The 15174-nt window shown below is 68.8% G+C and carries 10 protein-coding genes and 1 pseudogene; 9 read left to right on the forward strand and 2 right to left on the reverse strand.

Features of this window, described 5'->3' with window-relative positions:
• From AB0K02_RS27025 to AB0K02_RS27035, 3 genes and pseudogenes are all read left to right on the forward strand, one after another.
• Positions 1–108, forward strand: a pseudogene (locus AB0K02_RS27025) (methyltransferase); the annotation flags it as partial.
• Between the two features lie 339 nt (positions 109–447).
• Positions 448–2100 carry a VCBS repeat-containing protein gene (locus AB0K02_RS27030; RefSeq protein WP_365995130.1) on the forward strand — a complete coding sequence of 551 codons (1653 nt, stop codon included), beginning with the start codon at positions 448–450 and terminating at the stop codon, positions 2098–2100.
• 888 nt (positions 2101–2988) lie between these two features.
• Complete coding sequence (locus AB0K02_RS27035; RefSeq protein ID WP_365995131.1) at positions 2989–3990, forward strand: hypothetical protein; 1002 nt, start codon at positions 2989–2991, stop codon at positions 3988–3990.
• Between the two features lie 1162 nt (positions 3991–5152).
• On the opposite strand, the gene AB0K02_RS27040 is transcribed toward AB0K02_RS27035, so the two are convergent.
• Entirely contained in the window at positions 5153–6250 is a 1098-nt protein-coding gene (locus AB0K02_RS27040; RefSeq protein ID WP_051803924.1) for a LacI family DNA-binding transcriptional regulator, read from the reverse strand.
• 245 nt (positions 6251–6495) lie between these two features.
• On the opposite strand from AB0K02_RS27040, the gene AB0K02_RS27045 reads away from it, so the two are divergent.
• The 6 genes from AB0K02_RS27045 (at position 6496) to AB0K02_RS27070 (ending at position 14664) form a co-directional block, all read left to right on the forward strand.
• Positions 6496–7413, forward strand: coding sequence for a sugar ABC transporter permease (locus tag AB0K02_RS27045; RefSeq protein ID WP_365995184.1), 918 nt, complete (start codon positions 6496–6498; stop codon positions 7411–7413).
• Between the two features lie 2 nt (positions 7414–7415).
• Complete coding sequence (locus tag AB0K02_RS27050; RefSeq protein WP_030147258.1) at positions 7416–8363, forward strand: carbohydrate ABC transporter permease; 948 nt, start codon at positions 7416–7418, stop codon at positions 8361–8363.
• 56 nt (positions 8364–8419) lie between these two features.
• Complete coding sequence (locus tag AB0K02_RS27055) at positions 8420–9763, forward strand: sugar ABC transporter substrate-binding protein (RefSeq protein WP_365995132.1); 1344 nt, start codon at positions 8420–8422, stop codon at positions 9761–9763.
• Positions 9764–10435: 672 nt separating this feature from the next.
• Positions 10436–11935, forward strand: a complete 1500-nt coding sequence (locus tag AB0K02_RS27060) for a ricin-type beta-trefoil lectin domain protein (protein ID WP_365995133.1) — start codon at positions 10436–10438, stop codon at positions 11933–11935.
• Positions 11936–12099: 164 nt separating this feature from the next.
• Positions 12100–13521 carry a GH1 family beta-glucosidase gene (locus AB0K02_RS27065; RefSeq protein WP_365995134.1) on the forward strand — a complete coding sequence of 474 codons (1422 nt, stop codon included), beginning with the start codon at positions 12100–12102 and terminating at the stop codon, positions 13519–13521.
• Positions 13522–13758: 237 nt separating this feature from the next.
• Entirely contained in the window at positions 13759–14664 is a 906-nt protein-coding gene (locus AB0K02_RS27070; protein ID WP_365995135.1) for an IS5 family transposase, read from the forward strand.
• Here the strand turns inward: AB0K02_RS27070 and AB0K02_RS27075 are convergent.
• The gene (locus AB0K02_RS27075; protein WP_365995136.1) at positions 14621–15154 is read right to left on the reverse strand and encodes a hypothetical protein; all 534 of its coding nucleotides are present in this window, start codon (positions 15152–15154) and stop codon (positions 14621–14623) included. The genes AB0K02_RS27070 and AB0K02_RS27075 overlap by 44 nt on opposite strands.
• Between the last annotated feature and the right edge of the window lie 20 nt (positions 15155–15174).

Below are 15174 nucleotides of genomic sequence, written 5' to 3' on the forward strand. Positions count from 1 at the left end.
TCCGGCCTCCGTACCGTGCTGGACCTCGATGGCGCCATCGGCCGCGCCGATCTGGCGTTCGTCCAGCTGCTGCACGGCGTGCGCACCGGCGAGGCAGCCTTCCCACAGGCTGCGGTGGACACGCAACTGGCGAAGCTCGCCGACACACCAGGCAGCCTCTGCCCGCCGTTGTACGCCGGAACGGGAGCTGTGACGCGCAACCCCCGGAAGAGCAGCGACGAACGTCGCGTCTTCCTCCGGCGGGCGGCGGCCGGACAGGATCGACGCCGAAGTGCGGGGCGGTGTCAGAATTTCCCGTACCGTCTCGGCTCACAGAGCGTGCGAGACCGCGGCACCCCGACAACGCGATGAGGACCTTTCATGTACCGAAGAACGCGGCGTATAGCCGCTCTGAGCGCAGCCACTGGTCTGCTCACCGCTGCATCCCTTCTCGGCTCCGGTCCGGCTATGGCCGAGGACGGTCTGCGGGTTACGGGACGCGACGAGGTACTGCAGCCCAACTCCTTCTGGTACACCGGGGTGGAGATCACCGGCACGACCACGGTCAGAGGCCAAGTGGTGTTGGCGTACGCGACCAGGCCGCTCGACGGCACGGTGGACGGGGCCGGGTGGCCGTCGTCGTTCTCCATGAGCTTCCACGAGTGCCAGGAGGTCCCCGGCTACACGGCCGTCTTCACATGCAAGCTGGGGGCCTACTACCAGCGTCCTCCTGTGTTCGTCGTATCGGCGGATGCTGGCGACATGACCGCCGCGTACCGGGGATACGCGTACGTTCCCCCGGGCGGTGACCTGGCCGAGGGCATCGATGCCGCCCGCAACGCCGGCGTCAGGCCTGCCACGGCGACCTCCGGGATGTCGCAGGCCGTGGTCAAGACGCGGGAGCACGCCGAGCGCAACACCGTCGCCTTCGACCTGGCGAACGCGCCCGCCGGCAAGACGGTGCAGCAGCGGCTGCACATCCACGCGATCGACGCCGGACGACTGTACCTCTACTTCCGACCTGCGGCCGGGCAGGTCGCATGGCGCCGTGAGGACATCCGGATCGGGAACGTCACCACCGGATCCGGCGCCTCATGCGCGGTCCAGTGGTCCAAGCTCGTCGACGGGGTCCTCAACCTCAACTGCCAACTGGAACCCGGCGACCACACCATCGGCTACGAACTCACCCCGGCCTCGGGCGTCCACGCATGGCGCATGCAGGCCGTGACGATGTACGACATCTACACCACGTCCGGCCGCGACGACCGGTACGTCCGCCAGGCCGGGGACTTCTCCACGGAAGGCGCACCCGTCTTCCCCCGGCACCATCTTCTGGCACGCGACACTTCCGGGCAGCTGTACCTCTACCACGGCAAGGGCACGGCCACCACGCCCTTCTTCTCCCGCATCCTGGTCGGCGGCGGATGGCAGACGTACAACAAGCTCACCCGACTCTCCCCGCTGGCCGAGGACCTGTCCTACGCACCGGGCACCGCACCGGCCGGCGCCGCACGCGGCCGCGGTGACCTCGTCGCCCGGGACAGCACCGGATACCTCTGGTACTACGACCGGCAGTTCGGGCACGGCAAGCCGTACGCCACCCGCGTGAAGGTCGGCGGCGGCTGGAACATCTACAACCAGCTCACCGGCGCAGGCGATGTGAACCGCGACGGCCGGATGGACGTCGTGGCCCGAGACGCGACCGGGGCCCTGTGGCTGTACAAGGGCACCGGCGGCGCCGGCAGCGCCCGGTTCGCCACCCGGACCAAGATCGGAGGCGGCTGGCAGATCTACAACCAGCTCACCGCAGGCGCTGACCTCAACGGCGACGGCAGGCCCGACCTGCTCGCCCGCGACACCTCCGGCGTCCTGTGGCTGTACAAGGGCACGGGCAGCGCCACCGCCCCGTACACCACCCGCGTGAAGGCCGGCAGCGGCTGGAACATCTACAGCCGGCTGTCCCTCACCGGTGACCTGACGGACGACGGCAAGGCCGACGCCGTCGCCCGCGACACCTCCGGCGTCCTGTGGCTGTACAAGGGGACGGGCAGCGCCACCGCGCCGTTCGCTGTCCGCACCGGGATCGGCAGCGGCTGGAACATCTACAACGCTGTCCTCTGAGAGCGCCCTTTGCGACCCGGACGCCTGACCATTGACCGGCCAGGCCCTCTCCACTGACCCTGTGTCCCAGCTGGTTCGTCCCCTGAACCAACTGGTGCAGCACCGGGGAACGGCCCGGTCGGGACAGGGACGAGACGATCGCCGCCTATGGCACCGGCGACCTATGACGCTCCGGAGAGGGCACCGAAACCTGCCGGGTGGGAGCAGCGACGCCTACGGATGTCCGGGCCATGAGCCGGGCCGCCCGCGTCCCTGGGGACGCGGGGCGCGCTGCCCCAGCGGTCAGTCGGTTCGTCGACTTCGGTCGCAGCGAGGACTGCACGCGGACGCGGCTTCAGGAGTTGCGCGAGCCGGCCGAGTACGCCCGTGCCCGCGGCCAACCGGGCTCTTCGGATTGTTGTCGGCCGATGTGTGATCGTGAGTCCGGTGCCGGCAAGGAGCGGGCATGCCCGAGACGACCCGGTGGCGCGCCTTCCTGTGGTCGGTGAGGGGTCCGGGACCGGAACCCTGACCTGGAGGCCCTTTACGCCGGCCCCTGCAACCGGGGACCCCGACTTCTTCGAGTACACCCTGCATCGACAAGGCCGCCTACAAAGCCGGTGCCGTCACCGCCGACTACGAGACCTTCATGACGGTCAACGGGCAGTCGGTCAATGTCAGTCCGTATCCCCACCACGGCCCCGGCTACTGGCTGCACGGCGAATGGGTCGAGGGCCCGGCGGGACAGCGCCGGCCTGTGGCACCCCTGCAGCAAGGGCGACCGGATCACCGTCCGCGTCACCGTCCAGTTCGCGCCGACCCTGCACAGCGGCTGGACCGAGGGGAGCGAGCTGCATCCTGTGACGCCAACGGCCGGGGCAGGACGAGCTGCGCACGTATCCTGCCTGTATGGCGGTGCCTCCTGACCCGGCCCGGTGGCCCGGCCTGTACCGGCTGCGGCTGCGGCACGGCGTGGACTTCGCGCGCCGGCCTCAGGCGGGCGGACACATGGAGCAGCTCCCTGCGGAGCACCGCCACTTCGGCCTCGTCACCGTCGAGTACGAACTCCATGCGCAGCCGCCCGCCCGCTGGCGGCTGCGCCGGGTCCGCGATGTCGGGGGCGAGCCGCCGGGGCGCGACGAACTCCTGGTCGCCTGGGACCACTGGTACTGGTTCCATCCGAACGACGACGTCGAGTACGACACCTACCGGCCGCAGGACGACGTCGAGTACGACGCGTACCGGCAGACGGTCCCGGAGCATTTCCAGCACCTGTTCGAGCCGGAATCCCTTCTGGCGCTGTGCCAGGTGGAACAGGCAGCACCGGCGGTCCTGCTCGGGCGGAGCGTACAAATAGTGCTGGCCCGTCCGCGCCCCGGGCAGCCGGCCGGGGCGTTCGCCTCGTGGGGGCGGGGAGCCGACGCCTACCGGCTGCGCATCGACGCGTCCACCGGCCTCGTGCTGCGCGCCGAGGCCCTCGTCGGCGGACGCCCGTTCCAGGTGGACGAGGTGGTCGGGCTGGAGCTCGATCCGGACGTGCCGCCCGCGCTGTTCGCGGCCGGCCCGAACCCCGGGGACGTGCTCTACCGCAGGGGAGACATCGGACCCGGCCGACGCGTACCACCCGCCCGCGCCGCCCGGTATGCCGCAGCGGCGGGGTTCGACCTTCTGCTGCCGCAGCCCCTGCCCCCGGGCGGGGCTGTGCGGGTCTGGGACCGCGCCCTCGGCCGACGCGAGATCCGTGTCCAGGTGGACCTTGCATCCGGCCGCCACGTCGTCCTGCTGCAGTATGCGGCTGACGACGCGTCCGGTTCCGCCGCCTTCCGCGGCAGGACCTGTGTCGACGTGAGCGGCACGGCCGACCCCGAGGAGACCGAGAGCATGTTGGCGCTCCTGGCCCCCGTACGCTGACGGGCCCCCGGCCCCGCCTCGGGTTCCGGGCTCGCCTCGCAGCCGTCGGGCCCGCGACGCCTGCGACGCTGCCCGATCGTCGCCGACCGGCCGGTGCCAGATCGTGCGGCAGAGGCGGGCTGCGTCCAGCATCGCGGCGTGGATGTTCCTGCTGGTCACCGCGTCCCCTGTGCGGAACAGTCGCAACGAGCCGTCTTCATTGCGCACCACCGACCGGGGCTCGCGGGCCAGGAGTTCCGTCAGGTCGACGGCCCCCAGACGGGTCGAAGAGCCGAGCAGCCCGTCGTGGAGCTCCTGGACCGGTTCGATGCCCGTGTCTCGGCGGCATCGAACGTGCCGTGCTCACGGAACGCGGAGCGATCGTCGGCATCGAACCGGAGCCGGTTTTCCAGGATGCGTTGCTCCCGCCTGCCCCTTGAAGACACCGATGCCTGGTGGCCACACCGGAACTCTTCTGAGTCTCGCGCATCCGGCCATGCGCGCGCTGCCCCGGCCACTTCGGATGGCTGATCGGCCGTGCGCCGCAGCCGGCCGTCCCGCAGGCAGGGCTTGGGTCGCAGACGGCGCAGTTCAGCAGCCGGCGTCCGCGGACGGCCTTCGCCTCGCGGGTGTGAGCGGACACGTCGACGACGTGGAGAAGCCCGCTGCGCCTGCCCGGGGCGGCGGCGACCCTGCGGCTCGCCGACCACATCGCAGCGGGACCCCTGGGCGCGGCGGCGAACCGCTGCGGTGCCCGGGACTGAGTAGCTGTTGTCTTTCCGATCTTGAGAGATGCGCGTCGAACGGGAGTCCCGATTAGGTGGTCCTGGGTGCTTGGGGGCGCGTTCGCATCCCGCGGATCCGGGGTGACCCCCGTGCCGACGGTGTTGCCGCCGTCCGGAGCCAGCACCGTGTTGACCCGCCTGCGGGCGATCGCCCACTCCTGCCATTCCAGCTCGGCCGCGGCCAGCTCGGCCTGGATACGGCAGCCTCCTCACGCAGCCCGTCGACTCGACGGCGAGCGGCGAACTCGTACTGTTTCCAGTAGCCCGACCCCGACGGCATTCGAGGCCTCCCGCCGAGCGACAACACAACAGGCCACAGCTCCCACGGAATCACCGACCCCAAGCTTGACCAGCTGAAACGCCGTCCTCAAGTTCGGCAAGCCAACAGCCACCCACCCTTACCGCTTCAGGGGCGGCGGCGCCGTGCTGCTTCTGACCACCAGGCGGGTGGGAACGATGTCCGTGCCGGATCGGGGGACGTCGTGTTCGTGGATCTGCCGCAAGACCTCCTGGGCACTTTTCCGGCCCACCTCGGCGAAGTCCTGGTGGACGGTGGTCAGGGGCGGGGCGAAGTGGGCGGCATCGGGGAGGTCGTCGAAGCCGACCACGCTGATGTCGCCGGGGACGGCCTTGCCTCGTTCTTGGAAGGCGTGCAGGAGACCGAGTGCCATCTGGTCGTTGGAGGCAAACACCGCGGTGCAGTCCGGCTCTTGTGCGAGTTCGAGGCCGGCCGCGTAGCCCGATTCGGCGGTCCAGTCGCCGTGCAGGGGCGGTGGCACAGGCCGTCCGGCTTCCTCGAGCACGGTCTGCCATGTCTGGGCTCGGCGCTGGCTTGCGTACGACGTCTCCGGACCGGTCACGTGCCAGACGGTCTCATGTCCGAGTTCCAGCAGGTGGCTGATGGCCTCTCGGGTGCCGCCGGCCTGGTCGGTATCGACCACGCGATAGCGGTCTCCGGCGTCGGAGTCCACGACGACCACGCGCACGCCGGGCGGCAGCTTCACGGTTCCCGCGTCAAGCAGGTGGACCTCGATGAAGACGATGACTGCGTCGACGGCCAGTTCACCCATCCGGGTGAAGGCGCCCAGCACACTGTCCTGGGTCGGAATATCGACGGGGATCACCGTGATCGCGTATCCCTCGGCCGCGGCCTGGGCCGCGATCGCTTGCACGGTGTCGCTGTGGCCGGTGGCGGAGAGGCTGTGGAGGATCACGCCGATGGTCTTGAACTGCCCGTACCTGAGGGCGCGCGCGGCACTGTTGGGCCGGTAGCCCAGTTCCCGCATCGCAGCCTGCACCCGCTCCCGGGTCGAACCGATCACGCTGGGATGGCCGTTGGCCACCCTGGACACGGTCTGACGTGAAACGCCGGCAAGCGCGGCGACGTCGGCCCTCGTGACGTGCTGCCTGTGGCGCCCGCCCGGTACGGCCGAACCGACTTGCTGTGCGCCCACCGCAGGACCAGGATCCTGCTGTCCCGGCTCACTCAGGTCCATCGAGCCTTCGCTCCTGTCTGTCCACCCGTCGCCGTCCGCTGAAGGCTCGGGCGGAAGTTTTAACGTGCGAGAAACCTTGACCTCCCACTGTGACGGGTGCCACGCTACCGCATCATGTTCACGTGACCAACCGCCTGCGGGCTGAATGGTCACGTGAACAAGGTTCGGATCGGTGCGCTGAGCCGGACTCGATGTTCACGTGACCACGCAGTGTGGTCAGCGTTCGCGCAGCAAGGAGTGAAGCGGTGGTCGCAGCACCCCAGGCAGGGGTTCCAGGTGCCAGGAGGCCATCGGCCTCGAGACGGCGGTCATGGGTCGGCTGGCGGTTCGTCGGGCCGTTCGTGGCGGTGTTTGCGCTGGTCTTCCTCGCACCGATCGGCTACTCGATCTACCTGAGCCTGTTCCGTACACAGCTGATCGGCGGAACGGCCTTCGTCGGTGCCGACAACTACACCGAGGTGCTGGGGGACGCACAGTTCTGGTCCGCCTTCGGGCGGGTGGCGGTCTTCCTTGCCGTGCAGGTCCCGATCATGCTGCTCCTCGCGCTTCTGCTGGCCCTGGCGATCGACAGCGGCCGCCTGTACGGGGCGGGCTTCTTCCGGATCTCGGTGTTCCTGCCTTACGCGGTGCCGGCCGTCGTCGCAACGCTGATGTGGGGCTTCATGTACGGAACCCGGTTCGGCCTGGTCGGCAACATCAATGAGGCGTTCGGGATCTCGCTTCCCGACCCGCTGTCGCCCGATCTGGTCCTCGCGTCGATCGGCAACATCGTGACCTGGCAGTTCGTGGGCTACAACATGCTGATCCTCTACTCGGCGCTGAGGGTGGTCGATCCGGCGCTGTACGAGGCTGCGGAGATGGACGGGGCCGGGCAGCTGCGGATCATCCGGGCGATCAAGCTCCCGGCGCTGCGCGGGGCTCTGTCGATCGCAACGATCTTCTCGATCATCGGCAGTTTCCAGCTGTTCAACGAGCCGAGCGTCCTCAAGAGCCTGGCGCCGAATGCGATCACGTCCTACTTCACGCCAAACCTCTACGCCTACTCGCTGTCGTTTGCCGGACAGAAGTTCAACTACTCGGCCACGGTCGCCATCGTCATGGGTGTGATCACGATGATCATCGCCTACGCCGTCCAGCTGCGCGGCCTGCGGAAGGAATCCTGATCATGGCGACCACGACTCCCCGCGTCGGGCACAAGCCGCGCACGGCACGGCACGCGGGTGCCTCTTCGGGCCCGCTGGTGGTCCGCCCCGCCCGGCGCGCCTCCCGCCGGAAGAGGCGCAGCGCCACGCTGACCGCCCTGACGGTGATCATGCTGGTGTACACGTTGCTGCCGCTGGCGTGGCTGGCGATCAACGCGACCAAGACGCAGAAGGGGCTGTTCGACTCCTTCGGCCTGTGGCTGGATGGCGACTTCGCCCTGTTCGGCAATATCGCCGACACCTTCAGCTACAACGACGGGATCTTCACCCGCTGGCTGCTCAACACCGTGCTGTATGTGGTGGTCGGGGCGGGCGGCGCTACGTTCCTCGCGACGCTCGCCGGATACGGGCTGGCCAAGTTCGACTTCCCCGGCAAGAAGGCCGTGTTCGCGACTGTCATCGGAGCGGTCGCGGTGCCCGGTACCGCACTGGCGGTTCCCACCTTCCTGATGTTCTCCGAGATGGGGCTGACCAACACCCCGTGGGCGATCATCATCCCGTCGCTGGTCTCGCCGTTCGGCCTCTACCTGATGTGGACCTTCGCCACCGACGCCGTCCCGAAAGAGATCCTGGAGTCGGCGCGCGTCGACGGCGCCGGCGAGTTCCGCACGTTCTTCCGGATCAGCCTGCCGATGCTGGCGCCGGGAATCGTCACCGTTCTTCTCTTCAACGTGGTCGCGACCTGGAACAACTACTTCCTGCCGCTGATCATGCTGAAGGATCCCGACTGGTACCCGCTGACCCTCGGCCTGAACAGCTGGAACGCCCAGGCTTCCACCGTGGGTGGCGAAGCGGTCTTCAATCTCGTGATCACCGGATCACTGCTCACCATCGTCCCGCTGATCGTGGCGTTCCTGCTGCTCCAGCGGTACTGGCAGTCCGGCCTGTCCGCCGGAAGCGTCAAGGGCTGATCTGCGCCCGCCGACTGCAACCCCTCCCAGGTACACCGCACGAAAGGGAACACCCCATGACGAGAACCCGTCGTCACACCCTGCTGCTGGGCGCCGCGGCCCTGTCGGTGGCACTCACCGCCACCGCCTGCAGCTCCTCCGGCACCGAGGACTCGGGCAGCGCCAAGCCTGCGTCCAACGCCGACATCCAGGCCGCCCTGAACGCCGGGGGCGAGATCACGGTCTGGGCCTGGGACCCGACGCTGAAGAAGGTCGTCAGCGATTTCGAGGCCAAGTACCCCAAGGTCAAGGTCAACCTGGTCAATGCCGGTACCAACAACGAGCAGTACACCGCGCTGCAGAACGCGGTCAAGGCCGGATCGGGTGTCCCCGACGTCGCCATGATCGAGTACTACGCCCTGTCGCAGTTCTCGCTCGCCAAGTCCCTCACCGACCTCAGCGCCCTGGGTGCGGACAAGCTCCAGGGCACCTTCTCTCCTGGCCCGTGGAGCGCCGTCCACGCCGGCACCGAGGGTATCTACGCCCTGCCGATGGACTCCGGCCCGATGGCCTTGTTCTACAACAAGGAGGTCTTCGACAAGCACAAGATCAAGGTGCCGGCCACCTGGGAGGAGTACATCGCCGCGGCCAAGAAGCTGCACAGGGCGGACCCCAAGGCGTATCTCACCGCCGACACCGGCGACGCCGGCTTCACCACCAGCATGATCTGGCAGGCCGGCGGAAGGCCGTACACCGTGAACGGCACCCAGGTCGGTGTGAACTTCGACGACGCCGGGACCAAGAAGTTCACCACCGCCTGGCAGCAGCTCATCAGCGACAAGCTGCTCGCCCCGGTCTCCCCCTGGAGCGATGCGTGGTACAAGGGCCTCGGCGACGGCACGATCGCCTCCCTCGTCACCGGCGCGTGGATGCCCGCGCCCCTCGCATCGGGCGTCAAGGCCGGCGCCGGCAAGTGGCGTGTGGCGCCCATGCCGCAGTGGAAGAGCGGGCAGGAGGCCACCGCCGAGAACGGCGGCAGCTCGCTGGCCGTCACGCAGGCCAGCACCAAGAAGAAGCTCGCCTACGCCTTCCTCAAGTACGCCACCGTCGACGAGGGCGCGCAGACCCGCGTCGACGCCGGGACGTTCCCCTCCACCACCAAGCAGCTGAAGTCCCCGGACTTCCTCAATAAGAAGGACCCGTACTTCGGCGGCCAGAAGATCAACGAGGTGCTCGCCAAGTCGGCCAGCAATGTCCTCATCGGATGGTCGTACCTGCCCTTCCAGGTCTACGCCAACAGCATCTTCAACGACAACGTCGGCAAGGCCTACGTCAGCGGCACCACCCTGCAGGAGGGCCTGAAGTCCTGGCAGGACGCCTCCATCAAGTACGGCCAGGAACAAGGCTTCACCGTCAAGTAACACGCCCCCGGCCCGTGTCCCGCCCGCCTGTTGGCGGGACAGCAGGACCGTCCAACGGCACTTTGTCGCACCTCCACCCTGAGGGCACGAGGTCGCACGACCGGCCGCCAACGGCCGCCGCTGACGACGACCTCAGCGACCCGCCCCCACCATCGCCCCGCCGGCCACCTGACAGGCCGGCGGGGTCCCACCCCGGGCTCACCGAGCCACACGCGGCCTCCCCCCATGCTCGGAGCCGCCCGTACCCGAAGGAGCAACCCGGATGCACGGACGCTCGCCCAGCATCCTGCCCAGGCCACCGCCCGCGCGGATTCGGGCACCGGTGGTCGCGATCACCGCGGTCGGCCGCGCAGCCGCCAACAGCATCCCGTGCCCGCCGCCCCGAGCAAGGACACTCAGCGGGCGGTGACAAGGCCGTAGCGGGCCCCACCCGCAGTGGCCCCTTCTCCACAACAAAGGCCGTGCCCGCCAGCCCAAAGCGAGCACGTCAACTCAGCCGACCCCACGTGCCCCGGCTGCCCGGCGCCCATCACCACCTTGCGCCGTGCCCTCTCCGGAACACACCCGGGCGCCACCACCGCATCACAACCGCCCACCGCGGCAGATCGCTTCGTGGCGCCCAAGGCGGCAACGACCGCCTGCACAGAGCCGCATGCAGAAAAGGAATACGACATGCCCAACTCCCAACGCACCCGGCCAGGTCCTCACTCAGCCGTACTCCCCCCCGCCCGTACCCGCTTCCTCCGCCGCGCGCTGGCCTGCCTCGCGGCCGCGCTGATCGCCGTGCCGATCACCATGCTGTCCACGGCGTCGCCGGCGGCTGCGGAAACCAACCCGACGGACGCCAGCAAGTTCCAGGGCGTGAACTGGGCCAGGGTGGGCGACAACTTCGTCCAGGGCGACGACGTCGTCCCGGAGGGGCTGAACAGCTCCGACAGCTACGACACCGTCAAAGCCAAGGCCAACGCCATCCTCAGCGGATTCCAGAGCACGCTCGGCGCCAACACCGTCCGGCTGCCGATCAACACCCACTCCGTCCCCGGCACGACGTGGGGCGACAAGTACACCGGCGCCATCGACGCCGCAACCGCCAAGGGCTTCAAGGTCATCCTCTCCTACTGGGAGGACGAGGCCGCCTCGGGCGGCAAGATCACCAATATGGCCGCCTTCAACTCGATGTGGGACTCGGTCATCGGTAAGTACGGCTCCAACAGCCTGGTCTACTTCGAGCCGATGAACGAGCCCCACGGCTACAGCGCCACCGACTGGGCGAACGTCGCCGCCAAGTGGATCACCGACCGCCCCTCGGTCCCCAAGAACCGGATCATCGTGAGCGGACCGGACTACAACGACTACGTCACGACCGTGTGCGCAGACTCCCGCCTCGACGGGACCTACCTCTCGCTCCACCACTACGCCTTCAATCAGTCGGCGAAGACTTACGACGGGTTTGTCACCGACCTCAAGAGCAAGGTCGGCACCTGCGGCGCGCGCACCATCCTGGACGAGTTCGGCGCGCCGATGGACACAGGTCTCAACTACAACGACGCGACGAGCACCGACAACTTCGTGCGGTACCTGCGCGCCGACACCGACAGCGTGCGCTCCCTCGGCATGGGCGCGGTCTACTGGCCGGCCCTCGGCGGTAAGCCCACCGAGGGCCGGACAGACGGGCACGACTGGTACTCCCTGTTCGACCTCAAGGGCAGCGGCACCAACCTGGCGCTGGGCGTTCGCAACATCAGCGGCATCGACCGCCTGAAGTACGCCTGGGGCAGCGACCCCGGCTCGCACACGAGCATCCTGCGCAACGTCGGCAGCAACGGCTGCCTCGACGTCCCCCTCGGCCAAGACAACGTCCAGGTCCAGGTCTGGGCCCAGTGCTGGGGCGGCGACAACCAGAAGTGGACCCGGACGCCCTCCGGGCAGCTCACCGTCTACAGCGGTACGAACCAGAAGTGCCTGGACGCCTGGGGAGCCATCAAGGACGGCACCGTGGTCGGCACCTATAACTGCAACGGCCAAGACAACCAGAAGTGGAGGTTCTACTCCGACGGCACGATCCGTCCGATAGTGAACTCCGATCTCTGCCTGGACAGGGCCCTGGAAACCTCCAAGGTCCAGCTCTGGTCCTGCTGGGGCGGCAACAACCAGAAGTGGCAGACCAGCTGAGAGGCCACCCCCCGCCTGACACACCCACAGGCCGGTCGCGGACGTCAAGAGCCGCGACCGGCCTCATCCCCGGGGCGCTCCCCTCCGGGCCCGAGCAGCGCCCCGGTCCATCCACGGTCCCATCCGTACCCCGAACACCTCCCGACCACGAAGCGAGGAAAGCTGTGCCCCTTGACGACCTGACCGCATTCCACTCCGGCTTTGCCTGGGGAGCGGCCACCTCCGCCTACCAGATCGAAGGCGCGGTCGCCGAGGACGGCCGAGCACCATCCATCTGGGACACCTTCTGCAAGCAGCCCGGCACCATCGCCGGCGGGGACACCGGCGACGTTGCCTGCGACCACTACCGCCGGTGGCCCGACGACGTGGCGTTGATGAAGGCCCTCGGCCTCAACGCCTACCGATTCTCCATCGCCTGGCCCCGCGTCATGCCGGACGGGGACAGCCGCGTGAACCCGGCAGGGCTGGCCTTCTACGACCAACTGGTCGACGCACTGCTGGAAGCGGGCCTTGCTCCTCATGCCACCCTCTACCACTGGGACCTGCCGCAGGCCCTCGAGGACCGCGGCGGCTGGCCCGCCCGCGACACCGCCCTGCGATTCGCCGAATATGCCACCGTCGTGGCCGACAGGCTCGGTGACCGGGTCACCAACTGGGCGACGCTGAACGAGCCGTACTGCTCCGCATGGCTCGGCCACCTCCAGGGGGTCATGGCGCCGGGCCGCACCGACCTGACCGCCGCCGTGCGCGCCTCACACCACCTGTTGCTCGCCCACGGGCTCGGCGTCGAGGCCCTCCGGTCCACCGCCTCACAAGCGCGGGTCGGCATCGTCAACATCCTCACGCAGTCCGAGCCCGCGAGCGACCGGCCCGAGGACATCGCCGCCGCCCGCCGCGACGACGGGCACAACAACCGCTGGTGGCTCGATCCCATCCACGGCCGCGGTTACCCGGCCGACATGGTCGAGGTGTACGGGACCGAACCACCCATCGAGGCCGGGGATCTGCAGAAGATCGCGGCGCCGCTGGACTGGCTCGGCGTCAACTACTACAAGCGGTCAGTCACCGTCGATGATCCGCAGGGGCCCGCACCGTTCGCCCGTTCCGTCACACCGCCGGGCACACCCCGCACCGGGATGGACTGGGAGGTCCATCCGGACCGGCTGGAACACCTGCTCGTCCGGGTCACCGAGGACTACGCGCCGCGATCGGTCCTCGTCACCGAGAACGGCTCCGCTTTCCCCGACCGTGCAGCGCCCGACGGCAGCGTCCACGACGTCGAGCGCATCGCCTTCCTGGAGTCCCACCTGGCAGCCTGCGCGCGGGCTGCCCGCCGCGGCGTCCCGCTCGACGGCTACTTCGCCTGGTCCCTGCTGGACAACTTCGAATGGGCCTACGGCTACTCCCAGCGGTTCGGCATCGTCCACGTCGACTACGAGACCCAGACACGCACCATCAAGGACAGCGGCCACCGCTACGCCGAGATCATCCGCGCACACGGGCACACCACACAACACGCAGCTTCCGTCGCGTTCCCCGCCCCCCGAGAAGAGAACCTCTATTCGGAGGAGCGGCGCATTAACTGAAGACCCTCGTCACCAGGGGACTGTCTGACGCTTACATATCCCGGGCCGACAGGACGCGGCGAAGCGGTGCATGGATGCCGCCGAGGCCGAGGCTCTTGGTAGCTGTTGTTTTTCGATCTTGAGAGAAGCCCGTCGGGCGGGAGTCCCGATTGGGTGGTCGCGGGATGCTTGGCGCATACGGGTGGGGCCTCCTGAACAGCTTGTTGGTATCGAATCACCGAGCAGCAGGAAGCCCTGATGCAGCAGTCTTCCGTGCCGATGGCCGGGCGGTCCAGCTCGGTCACCTGGGAGTGTGACTGTCTGGCTCACCGGTTCGGAAACGCCGCCGACAACGGGTCCCGGCAGCCGCGTTATCCGACGGACATGACGGACCGGGAGTGGACGGCTGTCCGGCCGTTGCTGCCGGTGCCGGGCTGGTTGCGCGGTCGCGGCGGCCGGCCGGAGGCGTACTGCCACCGGGCCGTACTTGATGCGATCCGCTACCTGGTGGACAACGGCATCAAGTGGCGGGCGATGCCTGCTGACTTCCCGCCGTGGGACCGGGTGTACGCATTCTTCCGCCGCTGGCGCGACCACGGTCTGGTCAGGGAGTTCCACGACCGGCTGCGCGCCAGGGCCCGCCTGATGGTGGGCCGCGACGCGGAGCCGAGCGCAGGCGTGATCGATTCGCAGTCGGTCAAGGCGGACGCGGTGGTCGGGGCGGACAGTCGGGGCTTCGACGGCGGCAAGCTGGTCAACGGCCGCAAACGGCACGTCGTGGTCGACACGCTCGGTCTGCTGCTGGGGGTGATGGTCACCGCCGCGGACACCGGCGACCGCGTGCTGCTGAAACAGGTAGGCGATGCCCACCACCGCCTCGCCCTCGTCTGGGCCGACGGCGGCTACACCGGCAGCCTCGTCGAGCACTGCCTGGCCGCGTTCGCGCTGGACCTGGCGATCGTCAAGCGCAGCGACGACATGCGCGGCTTCGTGGTGCTGCCCAAACGGTGGATCGTCGAGCGGTTCTTCGCCCACCTGATGCGCACCCGACGCCTGGCACGCGACTTCGAACGCCGCACCACCAGCGCCGAAGCAATGATCTACTGGTCGATGACCCTGCTCATGACCCGCCGCCTGGCCCGGACACGCCCGCAGCCAGCATGAACCGGCCCGGTGCGGGCTCGGCCAGCCAGCCGCGGGCCACCAGGCGTTTCGCCTTCGACCGCAATGCCTCCAAACGCGCTGGCACCACGTCCATACCGAACACCGCAGCCATCTCCTGGCAGGTCAGCGGCCCTTGACGGAGCCGGGACCGGTCCGCGAGCGCCTGCAGGATGCGCTGGTAGTCCGCCGACAGCACCGACGAGGCCAGCCCCTCACGCCACACGGGCACCTGCGACTTCGGCTTCGCCGCATCGGGCGTCGGCTGAGCATCCGCATCCCGCGGATCCGGGATGACCTCCGTCCCGGCGGTGTCGCCGCGGTCCGGAGCCAGCACCATATCGACCCGCCTGCGGGCGATCGCCCACTCCTGCCATTCCAGCTCGGCCACGGCCAACTCGGCCTGGATCCGGTCGGCCTCCTCCCGCAGCCCGTCGACCCGACGGCGAGCGGCGAGCTCGTGCTGTTCCAGCAGTCCAACGACCGACGGCATTCGCGACCTCCCGGCAAGCG

This window comes from Streptomyces sp. NPDC049597, from assembly GCF_040675505.1.
Classification (GTDB): domain Bacteria; phylum Actinomycetota; class Actinomycetes; order Streptomycetales; family Streptomycetaceae; genus Streptomyces.

Coding starts and splice junctions, on each gene's coding strand:
- AB0K02_RS27030 (WP_365995130.1), top strand. CDS start 448: ATGGCCGAGGACGGTCTGCGGGTTACGGGACGCGACGAGGTACTGCAG.
- AB0K02_RS27035 (WP_365995131.1), top strand. CDS start 2,989: ATGGCGGTGCCTCCTGACCCGGCCCGGTGGCCCGGCCTGTACCGGCTG.
- AB0K02_RS27040 (WP_051803924.1), bottom strand. CDS start 6,250: ATGGACCTGAGTGAGCCGGGACAGCAGGATCCTGGTCCTGCGGTGGGC.
- AB0K02_RS27050 (WP_030147258.1), top strand. CDS start 7,416: ATGGCGACCACGACTCCCCGCGTCGGGCACAAGCCGCGCACGGCACGG.
- AB0K02_RS27055 (WP_365995132.1), top strand. CDS start 8,420: ATGACGAGAACCCGTCGTCACACCCTGCTGCTGGGCGCCGCGGCCCTG.
- AB0K02_RS27060 (WP_365995133.1), top strand. CDS start 10,436: ATGCCCAACTCCCAACGCACCCGGCCAGGTCCTCACTCAGCCGTACTC.
- AB0K02_RS27070 (WP_365995135.1), top strand. CDS start 13,759: ATGCAGCAGTCTTCCGTGCCGATGGCCGGGCGGTCCAGCTCGGTCACC.
- AB0K02_RS27075 (WP_365995136.1), bottom strand. CDS start 15,154: ATGCCGTCGGTCGTTGGACTGCTGGAACAGCACGAGCTCGCCGCTCGC.